We start from the raw sequence: 16,183 nt of genomic DNA on the forward strand, positions 1-16,183 counted from the left end.
ATTTTGAGAGAACAGCATGATCGAGGTCACCGAGGTTTCCATTGCCGAGCTGCGTGCTGCGCTCGAATCGGGCCAGACCACCGCGGTTGAGCTGGTCCAGGCCTACCTCGCGCGCATCGACGCCTACGACGGCCCGAACACGCCCACCGCCCTCAACGCCGTGGTGGTGCGCAACCCCGAAGCGCTGAACGAAGCGCAAGCGTCCGATGCCCGCCGGGCCAAACGCCAGACGCTGGGGCCGCTGGATGGCATTCCCTACACCGCCAAAGACAGCTACTTGGTGAAAGGCCTGACCGCCGCGTCCGGCAGTCCCGCGTTCGCCAACCTGATCGCCTACCGCGATGCCTTCACCATCGAACGCCTGCGTGGCGCCGGGGCGATCTGCCTGGGCAAGACCAACATGCCGCCGATGGCCAACGGCGGGATGCAGCGCGGGGTCTATGGCCGGGCCGAGAGCCCGTACAACGCTGACTACCTCACCGCACCATTCGCCTCCGGCTCGTCGAACGGCGCCGGCACGGCCACCGCTTCCAGTTTCGCGGCATTCGGCCTGGCGGAAGAAACCTGGTCCAGCGGTCGCGGCCCGGCATCGAACAATGGCTTGTGCGCGTACACGCCATCGCGCGGAGTGATCTCGGTGCGAGGCAACTGGCCGCTGACGCCAACCATGGACGTGGTCGTGCCGTTTGCGCGGACCATGGCTGACTTGCTCGAAGTGCTCGACGTGGTGGTCGCGGAAGATGCAGACACGCGCGGCGATCTGTGGCGCCTGCAACCGTGGGTGCCGATTCCGAGTGTGGCTTCGGTGCGCCCTGCTTCCTATGCCGAACTTGCAGCGAACCCTGATGCGCTCGCCGGCAAACGCCTTGGCATTCCTCGGATGTACATCAATGCTGATCCCGAGGCGGGCACGTCGGAAGCGCCGGGGATTGGTGGCCCGACCGGCCAGCGTATCAACACGCGTGATTCGGTGATCGAACTCTGGAAACAGGCGCGCCAGGCACTTGAAGCGGCGGGTGCTGAAGTGATCGAAGTCGACTTCCCTCTGGTTTCGAATTGCGAAGGTGATCGCCCTGGCGCGCCGACGGTGTTCAATCGCGGCATCGTGTCGAAGGAGTTTCTGCACCATGAGTTGTGGGACCTGACGGCGTGGGCGTTTGATGATTTCCTGCGGGCGAATGGCGATCCGAAATTGAATCGTCTGGTGGATGTCGATGGGCCGCTGATCTTCCCCCACGATCCGGGAACGTTGCCCAATCGTGAGGGCGATCTGGCTGCCGGCATGGATGAATATGTGCGGATGGCCGAGCGCGGGATTACCCCGTGGGATCAGATCTCGACCGTGCCGGATGGCCTGCGCGGGCTTGAGCAGACACGCAAGCTCGACCTGGAAGACTGGATGGATCGCCTCGGGCTGGATGCAGTGCTGTTCCCGACCGTTGCCGACGTTGGGCCGGCGGATGCGGATGTGAATCCTGCGTCGGCGGATATCGCGTGGAGCAACGGGATTTGGGTCGCCAACGGTAACCTCGCGATCCGGCATTTGGGTGTGCCGACCGTGACAGTGCCGATGGGGGTGATGGCGGATATTGGCATGCCGGTCGGGCTGACCTTTGCCGGGCGGGCGTATGACGATTCGACGTTGCTGCGGTTGGCTTCGGCGTTTGAAGCGACCGGCAGCAAGCGGCTTATTCCGCCGCGCACGCCAGCACTCTCCGCCAAGTAAACACCGGCCAATTGTGGGAGCGAGCCTGCTCGCGAATACGGTTTATCAGTCGACATTGAAGTTGCCTGACACTCCGCTTTCGCGAGCAGGCTCGCTCCCACAGGTACGGTGTTATGCATGCACCACGACCATTTTTCCGCCCGCCTCGTTGGCTTCCATCACGCGATGGGCCTCGTGGATTTCCTCGAACTTGAAGATCCTTGATGGCGTGACATCCAAGCGCCCCGCCGCCACGTCTTCGGCAATCGTCTGCAACGGCACGTCCGACAGCGGAAACCCCGGCGTCCCGAACACAAAACTGCCGAAGAAAGTCAGGTAAACGCCGCTGGCCATTTGCAGCAAGGGATTGAACTCAGGGATGGGGGCGAGTCCGCCCAGCCAACCAGCCAGACAAACCTTGCCACCCCGGCGCACCATCGACAGCGAATCCAGGATGGTGCTGTTGCCCACCAGATCGAGCACGGCGTCGAATTGCCCATTTATTCTCGCGGACAGCTCCGGTCCTTCCTGCTCGACACCGACAACCCCCAGCGCCTCAAGCATGGCGAAGCGTTCGGTGCTTCTGGATGTTGCGACGACTTGCGCACCAGCATTCACCGCCAACTTCACTGCAGCCTGACCAAACGAAGACGTAGCCCCGCGAATCAACAACCGTTGCCCTTTGACCAGCTCAAGATTGCGAAACAGACAAGTCCACGCCGTGGCATAAGTTTCCGGAATCGCCGCAAGCTCCGACCAAGGCAAATCCGCCTCGATCAGCGCCACATTCGACGCCGGCGCCCGGGTGTACTGCGCGTAGCTACCATTGATGGTCCGGCCCAATCCGCCCATCAGCGCCGCGACTTTAGCCCCCACCGCAAACTCGCCACCGGGACACGACTTCACCAGCCCCACGCACTCAATGCCTGACACCGGCGCCGCCTCGGCCCACTCGCCGCGACGCATGTGCATCTCCGCGTGGTTGATGCCGAAGGCCTTGATCTCAATCACCACATGACCGGACAGCGCTTCAGGCTCAGGAATGTCTCTGTAAACCAAACTGTCGAGGCCGCCGAATTTCTCAAGAACGATCGCTTTCATGACGTCTATCCCAGGATTGATTGTTTTTGGGGTCGCTTCGGCGGCACATCTGCATAACCGCACTGAAGCTGATTAAGAGGTTATGTAGCGATCAGTAACTTGTCAAAGACATTTTGAGTGGTTACGCTGACCAATATTAATCAAGGCTTTGGTGGACACCCTCATGAGCAGCACACCTCGCGGTCCGGCCATCTTCGTCGCCGACGCCCCCGCCCTGGACTTTCTGAACTCGATCGCGACGCCCATCGATGAACCGGTCGACTGGATCGACGACGGCGCGGGTTGGCTGGACTGGCTGAAACAATCTGGCTGGGTCGAAGACGCCGTGCTGGAACGCCTCCAGGCCCAGGCGATGCCCGGCGAATTGGAAAACGTCGCGGCCCAGGCGCGTTCGCTGCGGGAATGGTTTCGCGGCTTCGTCCTGAAATACAAAGGCAAACCGCTGGACGCCTCGGTACTGACCGAGCTGGATGCCCTGAATCGCCTGCTCGAACGCGACGAGAAATACACCCAAATCACCCTGCAAACCGGCGACACACCGACCCTCGCCGCACAGCTGCAACGCCGCTGGCGTAGCCCGGATTCCCTGCTGCTGCCACTGGGCGAAGTGCTCGCGCAGTTCGTGAGCACCGAAGATTTTTCCAACGTGAAATGCTGCGAAGGCCACGCCTGCACCCTGATGTTCGTCGACCACACCCGAGGCCGAAAACGCCGCTGGTGCAGCATGGCCGTGTGCGGCAACCGCGCCAAAGCCGCCGCCCACCGCGAACGCCAGAAAAACTTGGGCGCCTAAATCTCAAAACTTGTAGAGAACCCCTGTGGGAGCGAGCCTGCTCGCGAATACGGTGTACCAGTCGACATTGATGTTGCCTGACACTCCGCATTCGCGAGCAGGCTCGCTCCCACAGGTTTTTGTGTCTGCCACAAAAAAGCAGTAACCCTTCAAAATTACTTTGACAGGTTACAAATCCCATGCAACAGTCTTACTCGAAACCGCCTAAACCCCATCCAACAGGTTACGAGGTCCGCCACCATGAACACCCCAACCATCACCTACAAATTCGCCCACGCCGACGGCATCAACGTCTTCTACCGCGAAGCCGGCGAGCCCACCCAGCCAACCCTGCTCCTGCTCCACGGTTTCCCCAGTTCATCCCACCAATTCCGCCAACTCATCCCGCTGCTCTCGCAGCACTTCCACATCATCGCCCCCGACCTGCCCGGCTTCGGCTTCACCCAAGTGCCCGCCGAGCGCGACTACGTCTACAGCTTCGACGCCCTCGCCCAAACCCTCGAACACTTCGTCGACACCCTGGGCCTCAAACGCTACGCCATGTTCGTCTTCGACTACGGCGCCCCCACCGGCCTGCGCCTCGCCGTCAAACACCCGGAACGCATGACCGCCCTCATCTCACAAAACGGCAACGCCTACCTCGAAGGCCTCGGCGACGCCTGGGCCCCGATCAAAACCTACTGGGCCGAACCGAACGCCACCAACCGCCAAGCCATCGCCGACGCGGTCCTGCACCTGGAAGGCACCCGCTGGCAGTACGAACACGGCGTCAGCCACCCCGAACTCATCGCCCCCGAGTCCTACACCCTCGACGCCCTGCTGCTGGAACGGCCCGGCAACAAAGACATCCAACTCGACCTGTTCCTCGACTACGCCAACAACCTCAAACGCTACCCCGACTTCCAACGCTTCTTCCGCGAAACCCAACTGCCAACCCTGGCCATCTGGGGCAAACACGACCCATTCTTCATCCCGCCAGGCGCAGAAGCGTTCAAGCGAGACAACCCGAATGCGGTAGTGGAATTGCTGGATACCGGGCACTTCGCGATGGAAACCCACGTGGAATACATCGCCCAGCGAATCATTGAAGTGATTCGCAGCGCCGTGTAATGACGACAGCAGGCGGATGCAAGGCCGCATCCGCCTGACAAAAAGAAATGAACCCTCACCACCACCGCCCGCCTAATGAAATGACTTTCAGGAGGTGGCTAATGCAAATCGAATACGTCTGGATCGCACTCGCGGCAATACTGGTGGTGATTGAATTGTGGGCGATCAACAAAGTGATCAAAAGCGGCAGCAAGATCGACAACAAAGGCGTATGGATCGTCGTCATCGTCTTCGTGCCGCTGATCGGCCTCATCGCCTGGGCACTCGCCGGGCCGAAACACAGCACCCATAGCGCGCAATAGCCCAACCCTCCAAAAAAGCCCCGAACATTCGGGGCTTCATAATTTCTGAATATCCCGCAACCCAAGTAGGAGCTCCCGAAGGCTGCGATCTTTTGATCTTCACGTCTGAAAACCACGTAGGAAAACACCCTTTGTGGCGAGGGAGCTTGCTCCCGCTGGGATGCGAAGCAGCCCCAATCCGCTGCCACTTATTTCCTCAGACATTTCCGAACGCCCAGCCCACAAGGGTTTCGTCGCGGAACGTAGCAAATCCCCTTCGCCTCGATGACCTAAAAGGCGTCCTACACCCCGGTTGCGAGCACCAAAGTCGACACCTATATTCGACCCGTCGCCACAGCAATTGGCGATAGGGTTTCGCAGCCCTACCGAATAGAATCAATCCTGCTCAGTCATGAGACACCCAGGCGTGCTACGCCTGCTTCTCACTTTATGGCGACTGTGCGTGGGAGACCTACGGGTCTGCCGGGTTTGATTCTGCCTTGGTCTGCGAACCCACGCACAGTTGCCACCCATTTTGTTTCGCAGCAAAAAGGTGGCAGTTCATACACCCAATAAAGAATCGAAACTCATGACTACGAACAATCCGCCCCGCCGCTTCACACCCATGTCCCAATTCGCCACCGACTACCCCGTCCTCCTAATCGACAACGACGCCCCCATCCGCGAACTCCACAACTGCGTCAGCGAACGCCTCAACGCCGTCCTCAAATACCTCAACCTCATGGCCTGCACCAGCCTGCCGGACTACGCCGAAAACGACATCAACACCGTCACCAACATCGCCTTGATCCTGATCCGGGATGTGCATGACGTGTTTCGGGTGATTGAGCAGCGTGGGTTTGATGCATCGTAGTATCAGCAATCAAATTTGAGCCGCAAAAACCCGTATTTTTTGCGGGTTTTGGCTTATGCCTTTGGCTACAGCCCCTAGTCCCCTCGATATCTCTTCCAGACATTGGAATCACGTCCTACCTCTTCCACATCTTCTTGTGGCATGCTGGCACGGCGCCACTGCCAGGGGCGTTTTCCACCGTTCAAGGAGAGGAACATGTCAAACATACGAAACTATCAGCGATTTTATATTTGGTCGCCTGATTAGGCGCTCAAATGAAACCATTAAGAACATCGACTAATATCATTTTTAAATTAGAGGAAGCACCGTGGACGTTAGACTTCAAGCGGGCATTATTGCATTTGTGGCGGCGATCATTGCAACTGCAATTACCGCCTATGTAAATTTTTATCTGGCGCGAAAAAAGTCGGAGCAGGAAAAGGCGCTACTCGCCGGCGAGATTCTGCGAGTTAAACGCGAAGAAACACTCAAAAATTTATATCTATTATCCACAAAAATTTCAATTACAAAGTTGGACATGGCTTCTGGCCCAAGCGCGCTCACAGATTTCAATAAAAACTATGACAATATAAATGAACATCTGGCTGAAATCACGATGTCATTAACTTTATATTTTCCAGCAGCAAAAAAAGTATTCGATCCTATTGGTGTAGAAGCAGCTGAATACTGGAAAAATTTTAAAAACCATTTAGTATCTCCAACCCAACCTCCAAACCCTATCTTTATGCAATCAGCTATTACTGCTATTCAACATAGCGACAGTATCATCAGCCGTGTGACCTCCAGCATTTAAGACTCGGAAAATAAAGATTACAGGGCAGATGCGTTCTGCCCCTTTCATAATCAAATGATTTCGGAAACGTAATTCACTCACTCAAACTCATAAGAGCCGTTTCAGCATCGGCACACAAGCTAACTGAAGCCCAGAAGGTGAATGGTAAGTAGCCAGTTCATCACCGATATAACCACACCGCCGATAAAACTCAGTCGCGTTCAACGTGGCATCCAGATTGACCTCCTCCAGCCCCAAATCCCGCGCCAGACCTTCTAGGTGATTGAGGATTTTCAAACCGATACCTCGCTGCATAAACCCCGGCAGCACAAAGATCGCACCAATTTCTCTACTCTCCAGACCCAGCATCCCCGTCGCTACCGGCTCACCGTCAATACAACCCAGATAAAAGTGCTTGTCCATCAGGATGTCATACCCATCCTTAGCAACCCCTGCCGTCCAGGCAAGCATTTGCTCTTCGGTGTAGGCCCCAATGCATTGATGCCGTATCGCTTGAAGGCGTATCTCGAACGCAATTTGCGCATCGCTCGGTGTGGCGCGTCTGATCTCAAACATCTCTTTCTCCATCAGCCATCAATGGGCGAAGAACTAAAAAGCCCCGTCCATTTCTGGCGGGGCTTTGGGTAACTGCGTCAAATCCTATGAACGCGTGACCTCATGGCCCGCCGGAAGCGGTCATGGAGGAGCACATCATGTTCATGTGGCGTGTGTAGGTCATGGGTCGATAGTGTTTGGGATGATCCGGTCTGTCAACCCGGCAACAATGCGATCGTAATCTCGTTTTCGATCCGCGCTGATGCGCATTCAATCTGGTGACCATTGCGCAGAGTTGTAGGGTTCTTCTATCGAGCTTTTCTTTGTTCTTCGTAAGAAAACTCCGAACTCTTTGATGCACTCAATTACACCAGATCCATTCTGACAGAGCACTTGTTACTCTTGAAATAGATCGATCAAGCAACTAAATGGGAGTGTCACGCATGGCGAATCACGGTTACATGAGTATTACGGGCAAGCGGCAAGGTTTGATTTCTGCAGGTTGTTCAAGCACAAGCTCCATCGGTAACAAATGTCAAATTGGCCACGAAGATGAAATCATGATCTTGGCCTATTCGCACAACATGATCACAGGTAATGACGGCGGAGTATCAGGCAATCGCGGCAAGCACCTGCCTATCATGATCACCAAGAACATCGATAAATCCTCCCCACTGCTGGCGAGTGCGCTTCATGAACGTGAAGAAGTGGAATGTACGATCCATTTTTATCGAACATCACCAGTGGGCGGCCAGGATAAGTATTATTCAATCCGATTGACCGGCGCGAAGATTGCTCACCTAAACTTTCAAGTGCCTCATGCCATACATATGAACGATGCTCAACCACAAGAGATGGTATCCATTCGTTATCGAGATATCAGTTGGACGCATGTTCAAGCGGGTACAAGCGCTTACAGTACTTGGGGAAATGAAGATGAGTGAGGAGACTTGTGATATTCACGATGTGACTAGGGCTGCGTCTGACTTGGTAGCTTTTGGTTGTTCTATTGGCGCAATGCATCTTTATGATGGTTTTGCTCGAATGCAATTCAGCCATGTTGTTTCTACCTATGTTAACGAAATCATCCAGGCTGTTGATGAAGGGATTCTCAGTGCTATCCAAGGGATACAAGAGATAAGAGAGGAATATACTGATTTATCTTCAAAGGTATTGTTCTATGCCCAAAATAGTGCAGGAGTCTTGGCTGGAGCGATACAGTTTTAGGCAGGGCTTTCGACCTTGGCGAACTCTAGAGGTATTGGGCTTATGCCTGGAGTTCCGTATATTGCGCATGGCTTTAATAACATCTATGAAGGCGTGGGAAACATCTACAACGGCCCTGACACACCAGGCGTCATTGGACCTGTTCGAAAGTTTTATCAGGACCAATCGGAAAGCATCCACGAGGGCAACATGAATTACTATTCCGTCGACTTGATGTTATCTGTGTACGGCATGTCGAAACTCGTTCGCAAACCTGGCTCCGTGCAACTATTTGAACGTGACCCTATAAACTACGAACGAGCATACAAACAGATGGGGGGATTGGCTTTAGCTTTTGAGACTCTAATCGACGCCATTACAATAAAAACAATGAATGAGGAAATCAAATCTAACAAAGGTAAAGACCAGCATCAAGAACAATCAAATTAACAGTCTTTATCGCCGTCTACCTGGTTTCCAGACACAAAAACTAAATATAGACATTACGCCCGCAAAAATCATAAACGCTGCACTAAAAACAACGAAAAATGGTATCTCATTAAAAAAATCTATTTTTTCTATTTGTGAAATAAAGATCACTGTAAACGTTGCAGCACCAACAATAATACCGATACAAGAAGCAAGCTTACTAGTGTATTTTTCCTCCATTGGGTCGCCGACCCATGCGCTTCGCATTCTTGGAGCATAATAGACTAACCCAAAAGCGCTTATTACCAAATAAGATACAACCCAAGCAATTCTAAAATACACACCCTCCAATTCAATCATGTACCTTATCAAAGCCATAAGTATTACCGTGTAAAACGCCGAGCAGGCTAAAATAAGCGGACACACCCAAAGATAGTATTTTACATCTCGAAAACGCATAAACATTCGCCAGAACAAAAGTTGAATTAATTATAATCAAGGTCGCAAAGGGACCACTCTTACTATTAACCACGCAAGCAATTCCGCATAAAACATTGAAAGCATAACAGCTAGTAAATCCGAAATCAGAACAGTAAAAAAAAACCCGCAACCGCATTATTCCCCCTCAGACAGCCTGATAGCTTTTTTAAGCTTCGATACAATTAGTGCATACACCCAAAATCATAACCATATCATTTCTATTACTCACTCTAACAAACGACATAAAATAACGAAGATCCGAAGAGCCCTACACACCACTTCTTTTTTTCTTACGTATTTTTCCCAACGATACAAAAGCAAGTCACCAAAAAACCAGACCTAGAGGGTATTCAAAACGTCGAAAAAAGTTTGGGCGCCGCTCGGTTTGGCACATCAGATCTCAAACATTTCTTTCTTCGTTAATCATCAATGGACGAAGAACTAAAAAGCCCCGTCCATTTCTGGCGTGGCTTTGGTAACGGCGTCAACACTTATGAGCGCGCGACCTCATGGCCCGCCGGAAGCGGTCATGGAGGAGCAAATCATGTTCATGTTTTTGGATGATCCAGGTAGTCAATTTGGGGGCAAATAAATACACTCTCTTTCTCTAATGGGCTTCAGTCCAGCAATGCAATTTTCTTCAGCAAATCGTAAAGCCCATCAGGCACCAACGACGATTTGCCAGTAAAGCTCGCGGAAGAATGCCACGCCGCAGTAAACGCAGCACCATCACTCTCTTGAGCATTCAAATACGGCAATTCGTAGACCCCCGAATCCACAAACCTCGCATCATAAACCCGCACAATCTCGTGCCCAGGCTTACCGGCATACGTAAACAGGCTTTCAAGCGTGCCGATCAATCGGACATCGGTGATCGGCAAACCGAGTTCTTCCTGCACCTCTCGCACAACGGCTTGGGCGCTGGTCTCGCCGAAGTCGATTCCTCCGCCGATCGGCCGGAAGAAGGTCTGTTGGGTGACGGGGTCGGTGAATTTGTTGACCAGTATCTTTCCATCGTGATGGAAGACACAGAGCGCTAGTGCGCGGATACGTTGGGTAGTCATGCGGTAAATCCATTTACTTTGAAAGGATGCCTGCAGCAACGGATGAAAGTTGCTACAGGTCAGTGTCCGTTTTTGATATCAGAAGTTAGCCGGGGTGTTCGCGCTGATGATTTCTGCCTCATCCTGGCCAATATTCCGAAACCGATGCGGCAGCGTCGTCGGGAAGTAATACCCATCCCCGGCGTTCAGCACACTGATCTGCCCATCAACGGTGAGCTCAACCGTCCCGCGCGTCACCAGACCGCACTCCTCGCCTTCCGAGTGAACGATCGGTTCCTCGCCCGAACTCGCCCCAGGCGCGTATTGCTCGCGCAGCAAGCGCATCTGCCGGCTCGGCACGGAAGCGCCGATCAGCAGCAATCGCAGGCCATGACGGCCGAGGTCTGGCTGTTCATTCGCTCGAAATACGTATTGATGCTCGCGCGGCGGTTGATCAAAGGTGAAGAAGTCCGCCAAAGACATCGGTATGCCTTCGAGCAGTTTTTTGAGGGAGCTGACGGAGGGGCTGACGCGATTTTGTTCGATCAGGGAAATGGTGGCATTGGTGACGCCGCTACGGCGGGCCAGCTCGCGCTGGGACAGTTTGTAGCTTTCGCGTACTAATTTGAGTCGTGAGCCCGTGTCCATGACAGCCTTATGTGTGAACTACTTAAGGGGTTATGGGGGTGGATGGCGGGCGACTTTTGGCCGCGAGGAACACCGCTTCCCTGTCCCAGAAACGTGAAAGGCGGGTATTAAATCACGTTTGTTCGTGTTGCTCAGCAGCTTCGATGGGTGGGGGGATAAAAAGGCTGCCGGGCCTGGTATTGGTCTTTTTTGGTGCGTTGGCTGTGGGAGTGAGCCTGCTCGCGAAAGCGGTGTTTCAGACAACATTACTGTGGCTGATATGACCTCTTCGCGAGCAGGCTCTTTCCCACAGGTTTGACCCGGGTTTGGCGCAGGATTTTGTGTCTGGTATGGATCTCCTGTGGGAGCGGGCTTGCTCGCGAAGGGGGTGGGTCAGCCACATTGATAGTGACTTATACGCCGCTTTCGCGAGCAAGCCCGCTCCCACAGGGATTGTTTTCCACAGGGGGATTGCGTGATGGTTTAGATACCGAACCGGTCGCGCAACGAGTAGTACGCGGCGCCCATGGCGGTGAGTGGCGCCGAGAAGGTGCGGCCGCCGAGCATGGGCATGTGCGGCAGCGAGGCGAAGGCGTCGAAGCGTTCGGCGTCGCCACGGATCATTTCCGAAATCAGTTTGCCGGCCAGGTGGGAGCAGGTGACGCCGTGGCCGCTGTAGCCTTGCATGTAATAGGCGTTTTTCTCGATGCGGCCGAATTGCGGCATGCGTGACATGGTCAGCAGGAAGTTGCCGGTCCAGCGGTAGTCGATTTTCACGTCCTTCAGTTGCGGGAAGGTCTTGAGGATTTTCGGTTTGATCAGTTGTTCGATGTCGTCCGGCTCGCGGGCGCCGTAGACCACGCCGCCACCGTACAGCAGGCGGTTGTCGGCGGTGAGGCGGTAGTAATCGAGCAGGTAGTTGCAGTCTTCGACGCAGTAGTTGTTTTTGATCAGGCTGCGCGCAACCTGTTCGGACAACGGTTCGGTGACGACGATTTGCGAGCCGCAGGGCATGCTTTTGCGCGTGACGCGGTTGTCGAGGTCTTGCGGCAGGTAGGCGTTGCCGGCGATCAGCAGGTATTTGGCGCGGACCACGCCTTTGGCGGTGCGCACGGTGATCGGTTCGCCGTAGGTGATTTCCACCGCTGCCGATTGTTCGTAGATTTTGCCGCCCAGGCCGATGATGGCCGAGGCTTCGCCGAGGGCCAGGTTCAGCGGGTGAATGTGGCCGCCCTGCATGTCGAGCAGGCCGCCGACGTAGTTGTCGCAACCGACTTCGCGCCGGATGTCCGCCGCGTCGAGCATTTTCAGGTTTTTGTTGCCGTAACGCTCCCAGCTGCTTTTCTGCTCGGCCAGGCCTTTGAGTTGCTTTTTGTTCAGCGCGGCGAAGATGCCACCGGGCTTGTAGTCGCACTGGATGTCGTAGTGCTGGATGCGCGAACGGATGATGTCGGCGCCTTCGAAGATCATGCTGCCGAGGACTTCAGCGGTTTTGTCGCCGTAGCGTTCTTCGATCACGTCGACGTCGCGGCTGTAGGAGTTGACCAGTTGGCCGCCGTTGCGACCGCTGGCACCGAAGCCGACTTTGGCAGCTTCGAGCACGGTCACGCTGTAGCCCGCTTCGCAGAGGAACAACGCCGAGGACAAACCGGTGTAGCCGGCGCCGATCACGCAGACGTCACAGTCCACCGCTTGTTCCAGCACCGGGAATTCGCCGGTGAAGTTACGGGTGGCGGCGTAGTAGCTGTTTACATGTGTTGTTGGTTTCATACGTTTCTCCGATGGCCGCAGGCTGGCCTGCGACCGCCGCTGTAAAGGTCTTAGAGCTTGATCCAGGTCGCTTTGAGTTCGGTGTATTTGTCGAACGCATGCAGCGATTTGTCCCGACCGTTACCCGACTGCTTGAACCCGCCGAACGGCGCGGTCATGTCGCCGCCGTCGTACTGGTTGACCCAGACGCTGCCGGCGCGCAAGCCACGGGCGAAGGTGTGGGCCTTGCTCAGGTTGCTGGTCCACACGCCGGCGGCCAGACCGAAGATGCTGTCGTTGGCGATGGCCAGCGCTTCTTCCTCGGTGTCGAAGGTGATCAGCGACAACACCGGGCCGAAGATTTCTTCCTGGGCGATGGTCATGGCGTTGGTCACGCCGTCGAAAATCGCCGGCTCCACGTACAGGCCACCGGTGCTTTCGAGGGTGCGGCTGCCGCCGGCGATCAGTTGCGCGCCCTGGTCTTTGCCGACCTGGATATAGCGCAACACGTTGTCCAGTTGACGCTGATCGACGACCGCGCCGACGCTGGTGTCCGGATCGAGGGCGTGCCCCGGTTTCCAGGCGTGCAGCGCTTCCACCAGCAGCGGAATGAACTGCTCGCGAATCGAGCGCTCCACCAGCAACCGCGAACCGGCGGTGCAGACTTCGCCCTGATTGAAGGCAATCGCCCCCGCCGCCGCTTGTGCTGCCGCGCGCAAATCCGGCGCGTCGGCGAACACCACGTTTGGACTCTTCCCCCCAGCTTCGAGCCAAACGCGTTTCATGTTGCTTTGCCCGGCGTAGATCAGCAGTTGCTTGGCAATCGCGGTGGAGCCGGTGAAGGCCAGCACGTCGACGTCCATGTGCAACGCCAGCGCCTTGCCGACGGTGTGGCCGTAGCCCGGCAGCACGTTGAACACACCTTTCGGGATGCCTGCGTCCAGCGCCAGTTGCGCGATGCGGATCGCGGTCAGTGGCGACTTTTCCGAAGGCTTGAGGATGAACGAGTTGCCGGCGGCCAGGGCCGGGGCGAACTTCCAGCTGGCCATGATCAACGGGAAGTTCCACGGCACGATGGCGGCGACCACACCCGTTGGTTCGCGGGTGATCAGGCCGAGTTGATCGTGCGGGGTGGCGGCGACTTCGTCGTAGATCTTGTCGATGGCTTCGGCGCTCCAGCGGATCGCGTTGGCGGTCGCCGGGATGTCGATGCTCATGGAATCGCTGATCGGCTTGCCCATGTCGAGGGTTTCGAGCAGGGCCAATTCTTCCTGGTTGGCCAGGATCAGATCGGCGAAGCGGATCAGGATGCGTTTGCGCTCGGCGGGTGCCTGTTTGGCCCAGACGCCGGACTCGAAAGTCTGGCGCGCGACGGCGACTGCCGCGTTGGCATCGGCTTCGTCGGTGCTGGCGACGTTGGCCAGGAAACGACCGTCGACCGGGCTGATGCATTCGAAGGTATCGCCGCTGAGTGCCGAGCGATATTGACCGTCGATAAACGCGCGGCCTTCGATGGATAAGGACTGGAAGCGTTGTTCCCAGTCGCTGCGAGTGTTTGTCATTGTTGTGACTCGACGCAGAGGAGTAAGTGATCGTCAGTTAAAACGTGCAATGCAATCCCCTGTGGGAGCGGGCTTGCTCGCGAAGGCGGTGTGTCAGGCGACATCTATGTTGGCTGTGCCGGCCTCTTCGCGAGCAAGCCCGCTCCCACATTGGATCGGTGTTGTTCACAGCTTTTGTGAACGACACAAATCCACCGTAGGAGCTGCCGAAGGCTGCGATCTTTTGATCTTGATCTTGAAAAGCAAAATCAAAAGATCGCAGCCTTCGGCAGCTCCTACAGGGTGATTCGCTAGCCGTTAAACGGTGTGCAAATACCAGTTGTACTCAAGGTCCGAGATGGAGTTTTCGAACTCGGCCAGTTCGCTTTCCTTGCACGCCACGAACACGTCGATGTAGAGCGGGTCGATGTATTTGGCCATGACTTCGCTGTCGTCCAGCTCGCGCAGTGCGTCGCGCAGGTTGTTCGGCAGGCTTTGCTCGTTCTGCTCGTAACTGTTGCCTTCCACCGGTGGGCCCGGCTCGATTTCGTTGGTCAGGCCGTGGTGAATACCGGCCAGAACCGACGCCATCAACAGGTACGGGTTGGCATCGGCGCCGGCCACGCGGTGCTCGATGCGCACCGAGTCCGCCGAACCGGTTGGCACGCGTACCGCAACGGTACGGTTGTCGATGCCCCAGCTCGGCGAGTTCGGTACGTAGAACTGCGCGCCGAAGCGGCGGTACGAGTTGACGTTCGGGCACAGGAAGGCCATCTGCGCCGGCAGGGTCTCGAGCACACCGCCGATCGCGTGTCGCAGCGCGGCGTTCTGCTCGGGATCCTCGCTGGCAAAGATGTTGTTGCCTTCTTTGTCGAGTATCGAAATGTGCACGTGCAAACCGTTGCCCGCCTGGCCCGGATACGGCTTGGCCATAAACGTGGTGTCCATCTCGTGGTCGTAGGCAATGTTCTTCACCAGACGCTTGAGCAACACCGCGTAGTCGCAGGCCTTGATCGGGTCGTTGACGTGATGCAGGTTGACTTCGAACTGCGCCGGGGCGCTTTCCTTGACGATGGCGTCCGCAGGAATGCCCTGCTCTTTCGCGCCTTCGAGGATGTCTTGCAGGCAATCGACGTATTCGTCGAGGTCATCGATCAAGTACACCTGAGTCGACACCGGACGCTTGCCCGATACCGGCGAACGCGGCGACTGCGGACGGCCGTTCACGTTGTCCTGGTCGATCAGGTAGAACTCCAGCTCGAACGCCGCGCAGATGGTCAGGCCGAGTTCGTCAAATTTGCGCACCACATTCGCCAGCACTTCCCGAGGGTCGGCGAAGAACGGCTGGCCTTCGAGTTCGTGCATGGTCATCAGCAATTGCGCAGTCGGGCGTTTCTGCCACGGCTCAATGCTCAGGGTGTCAGGGATGGGGTAGCAGATTCGATCCGAGTCGCCGATGTCCAGACCCAGGCCGGTGCTTTCCACCGTAGAACCGTTGATGTCCAGGGCAAACAGTGACGCCGGGAGGTTGATGCCTTTTTCGTAAACCTTATGAAGACTGGTGCGTTCGATGCGCTTGCCGCGCACCACACCGTTCATATCCGCAATCAGAAGGTCGACGTACAAAACCTCAGGATATTTCTTAAGGAATGCGTTTGCTTCGTTGAGTTGAACGGTACGCAGAGGGACCGACATGATGCACCTATTAGCTGTTAATTATTATGTTCACTACCTTGTTGCGAGCCCAGTCAATCCGAAAGGCAAAGTGAAGTCAATAGCGAACACTTGGCCTTTCAACCTTTATTTTCGGGCCTTTTATGGGCACGAGAGTGCCAGATACGTCCCGCGCACCGCGTAAATCCTCGAGATCAGACGATCGGCGTTTAGAATTTTTTACATGAGAGTTGTTAATTAAAA

The 16,183-nt window shown here is 55.7% G+C and carries 17 protein-coding genes; 9 read left to right on the forward strand and 8 right to left on the reverse strand.

Annotated elements, in window-relative coordinates; genetic code table 11:
* Nucleotides 1–16 precede the first annotated feature (16 nt).
* Entirely contained in the window at nt 17–1,726 is a 1,710-nt protein-coding gene (locus tag LOY68_RS19210; RefSeq protein WP_265039154.1) for an amidase, read from the forward strand.
* 111 nt (nt 1,727–1,837) lie between these two features.
* Here LOY68_RS19210 and LOY68_RS19220 read toward each other — a convergent pair whose 3' ends face one another.
* A complete protein-coding gene (locus LOY68_RS19220) occupies nt 1,838–2,806 on the reverse strand; it encodes a zinc-binding alcohol dehydrogenase family protein (protein WP_265039155.1) in 969 nt (322 codons plus the stop codon).
* A gap of 163 nt (nt 2,807–2,969) precedes the next feature.
* Between LOY68_RS19220 and LOY68_RS19225 the strand changes: the two genes are divergently transcribed.
* The 5 genes from LOY68_RS19225 to LOY68_RS19245 all read left to right on the forward strand — a co-directional run bounded on the left by LOY68_RS19225 (nt 2,970) and on the right by LOY68_RS19245 (nt 6,657).
* On the forward strand, nt 2,970–3,599 hold the full coding sequence (locus LOY68_RS19225) for a CGNR zinc finger domain-containing protein (RefSeq protein WP_265039157.1): 630 nt from the start codon (nt 2,970–2,972) through the stop codon (nt 3,597–3,599).
* Nucleotides 3,600–3,839: 240 nt separating this feature from the next.
* Nucleotides 3,840–4,709: an alpha/beta fold hydrolase gene (locus LOY68_RS19230; protein ID WP_265039159.1), complete on the forward strand. Its 870-nt coding sequence runs from the start codon at nt 3,840–3,842 to the stop codon at nt 4,707–4,709.
* A 101-nt stretch (nt 4,710–4,810) separates the two neighbouring features.
* Nucleotides 4,811–5,011, forward strand: a complete 201-nt coding sequence (locus LOY68_RS19235) for a PLDc N-terminal domain-containing protein (RefSeq protein WP_163914171.1) — start codon at nt 4,811–4,813, stop codon at nt 5,009–5,011.
* Between the two features lie 568 nt (nt 5,012–5,579).
* Nucleotides 5,580–5,864, forward strand: coding sequence for a fructose-bisphosphate aldolase (locus LOY68_RS19240; RefSeq protein WP_265039162.1), 285 nt, complete (start codon nt 5,580–5,582; stop codon nt 5,862–5,864).
* 307 nt (nt 5,865–6,171) lie between these two features.
* Entirely contained in the window at nt 6,172–6,657 is a 486-nt protein-coding gene (locus tag LOY68_RS19245; RefSeq protein WP_265039164.1) for a hypothetical protein, read from the forward strand.
* An 87-nt stretch (nt 6,658–6,744) separates the two neighbouring features.
* Here the strand turns inward: LOY68_RS19245 and LOY68_RS19250 are convergent, their stop codons facing one another.
* Complete coding sequence (locus LOY68_RS19250; protein ID WP_265039166.1) at nt 6,745–7,212, reverse strand: GNAT family N-acetyltransferase; 468 nt, start codon at nt 7,210–7,212, stop codon at nt 6,745–6,747.
* A gap of 422 nt (nt 7,213–7,634) precedes the next feature.
* On the opposite strand from LOY68_RS19250, the gene LOY68_RS19255 reads away from it, so the two are divergent.
* The 3 genes from LOY68_RS19255 to LOY68_RS19265 are packed head-to-tail and all read left to right on the forward strand — an operon-like array spanning nt 7,635 to nt 8,847.
* Entirely contained in the window at nt 7,635–8,135 is a 501-nt protein-coding gene (locus tag LOY68_RS19255) for an Hcp family type VI secretion system effector (protein WP_265039168.1), read from the forward strand.
* Nucleotides 8,128–8,418, forward strand: a complete 291-nt coding sequence (locus LOY68_RS19260) for a hypothetical protein (protein ID WP_265039169.1) — start codon at nt 8,128–8,130, stop codon at nt 8,416–8,418. Before LOY68_RS19255 ends, LOY68_RS19260 begins: the two co-directional genes overlap by 8 nt.
* A 15-nt stretch (nt 8,419–8,433) precedes the next feature.
* Nucleotides 8,434–8,847, forward strand: a complete 414-nt coding sequence (locus tag LOY68_RS19265) for a DUF4225 domain-containing protein (protein ID WP_265039171.1) — start codon at nt 8,434–8,436, stop codon at nt 8,845–8,847.
* Between the two features lie 6 nt (nt 8,848–8,853).
* On the opposite strand, the gene LOY68_RS19270 is transcribed toward LOY68_RS19265, so the two are convergent.
* The 6 genes from LOY68_RS19270 to LOY68_RS19295 all read right to left on the reverse strand — a co-directional run bounded on the left by LOY68_RS19270 (nt 8,854) and on the right by LOY68_RS19295 (nt 15,961).
* Nucleotides 8,854–9,186: a hypothetical protein gene (locus LOY68_RS19270; protein WP_265039173.1), complete on the reverse strand. Its 333-nt coding sequence runs from the start codon at nt 9,184–9,186 to the stop codon at nt 8,854–8,856.
* A gap of 737 nt (nt 9,187–9,923) precedes the next feature.
* Nucleotides 9,924–10,370, reverse strand: coding sequence for an NUDIX hydrolase (locus LOY68_RS19275; protein ID WP_265039174.1), 447 nt, complete (start codon nt 10,368–10,370; stop codon nt 9,924–9,926).
* A gap of 78 nt (nt 10,371–10,448) precedes the next feature.
* Nucleotides 10,449–10,997: a cupin domain-containing protein gene (locus tag LOY68_RS19280; protein ID WP_028623608.1), complete on the reverse strand. Its 549-nt coding sequence runs from the start codon at nt 10,995–10,997 to the stop codon at nt 10,449–10,451.
* Nucleotides 10,998–11,459: 462 nt separating this feature from the next.
* Nucleotides 11,460–12,746, reverse strand: coding sequence for an NAD(P)/FAD-dependent oxidoreductase (locus LOY68_RS19285; protein WP_054051140.1), 1,287 nt, complete (start codon nt 12,744–12,746; stop codon nt 11,460–11,462).
* A gap of 50 nt (nt 12,747–12,796) precedes the next feature.
* On the reverse strand, nt 12,797–14,287 hold the full coding sequence (locus LOY68_RS19290; RefSeq protein WP_265039180.1) for an aldehyde dehydrogenase: 1,491 nt from the start codon (nt 14,285–14,287) through the stop codon (nt 12,797–12,799).
* A gap of 297 nt (nt 14,288–14,584) precedes the next feature.
* Complete coding sequence (locus LOY68_RS19295) at nt 14,585–15,961, reverse strand: glutamine synthetase family protein (RefSeq protein ID WP_265039182.1); 1,377 nt, start codon at nt 15,959–15,961, stop codon at nt 14,585–14,587.
* Nucleotides 15,962–16,183 lie beyond the last annotated feature (222 nt).

It is taken from the genome of Pseudomonas sp. B21-053, from assembly GCF_026016365.1.
GTDB classification, from domain to species: domain Bacteria; phylum Pseudomonadota; class Gammaproteobacteria; order Pseudomonadales; family Pseudomonadaceae; genus Aquipseudomonas; species Aquipseudomonas nunensis.

Excerpts from the sequence above, each read along its gene's own strand:
- LOY68_RS19255 (WP_265039168.1), top strand. The coding sequence starts at position 7,635 with ATGGCGAATCACGGTTACATGAGTATTACGGGCAAGCGGCAAGGTTTG.
- LOY68_RS19295 (WP_265039182.1), bottom strand. The coding sequence starts at position 15,961 with ATGTCGGTCCCTCTGCGTACCGTTCAACTCAACGAAGCAAACGCATTC.
- LOY68_RS19220 (WP_265039155.1), bottom strand. The coding sequence starts at position 2,806 with ATGAAAGCGATCGTTCTTGAGAAATTCGGCGGCCTCGACAGTTTGGTT.
- LOY68_RS19230 (WP_265039159.1), top strand. The coding sequence starts at position 3,840 with ATGAACACCCCAACCATCACCTACAAATTCGCCCACGCCGACGGCATC.
- LOY68_RS19285 (WP_054051140.1), bottom strand. The coding sequence starts at position 12,746 with ATGAAACCAACAACACATGTAAACAGCTACTACGCCGCCACCCGTAAC.
- LOY68_RS19270 (WP_265039173.1), bottom strand. The coding sequence starts at position 9,186 with ATGATTGAATTGGAGGGTGTGTATTTTAGAATTGCTTGGGTTGTATCT.
- LOY68_RS19280 (WP_028623608.1), bottom strand. The coding sequence starts at position 10,997 with ATGGACACGGGCTCACGACTCAAATTAGTACGCGAAAGCTACAAACTG.
- LOY68_RS19235 (WP_163914171.1), top strand. The coding sequence starts at position 4,811 with ATGCAAATCGAATACGTCTGGATCGCACTCGCGGCAATACTGGTGGTG.
- LOY68_RS19210 (WP_265039154.1), top strand. The coding sequence starts at position 17 with ATGATCGAGGTCACCGAGGTTTCCATTGCCGAGCTGCGTGCTGCGCTC.
- LOY68_RS19250 (WP_265039166.1), bottom strand. The coding sequence starts at position 7,212 with ATGTTTGAGATCAGACGCGCCACACCGAGCGATGCGCAAATTGCGTTC.
- LOY68_RS19240 (WP_265039162.1), top strand. The coding sequence starts at position 5,580 with ATGACTACGAACAATCCGCCCCGCCGCTTCACACCCATGTCCCAATTC.
- LOY68_RS19260 (WP_265039169.1), top strand. The coding sequence starts at position 8,128 with ATGAGTGAGGAGACTTGTGATATTCACGATGTGACTAGGGCTGCGTCT.
- LOY68_RS19290 (WP_265039180.1), bottom strand. The coding sequence starts at position 14,287 with ATGACAAACACTCGCAGCGACTGGGAACAACGCTTCCAGTCCTTATCC.
- LOY68_RS19225 (WP_265039157.1), top strand. The coding sequence starts at position 2,970 with ATGAGCAGCACACCTCGCGGTCCGGCCATCTTCGTCGCCGACGCCCCC.
- LOY68_RS19275 (WP_265039174.1), bottom strand. The coding sequence starts at position 10,370 with ATGACTACCCAACGTATCCGCGCACTAGCGCTCTGTGTCTTCCATCAC.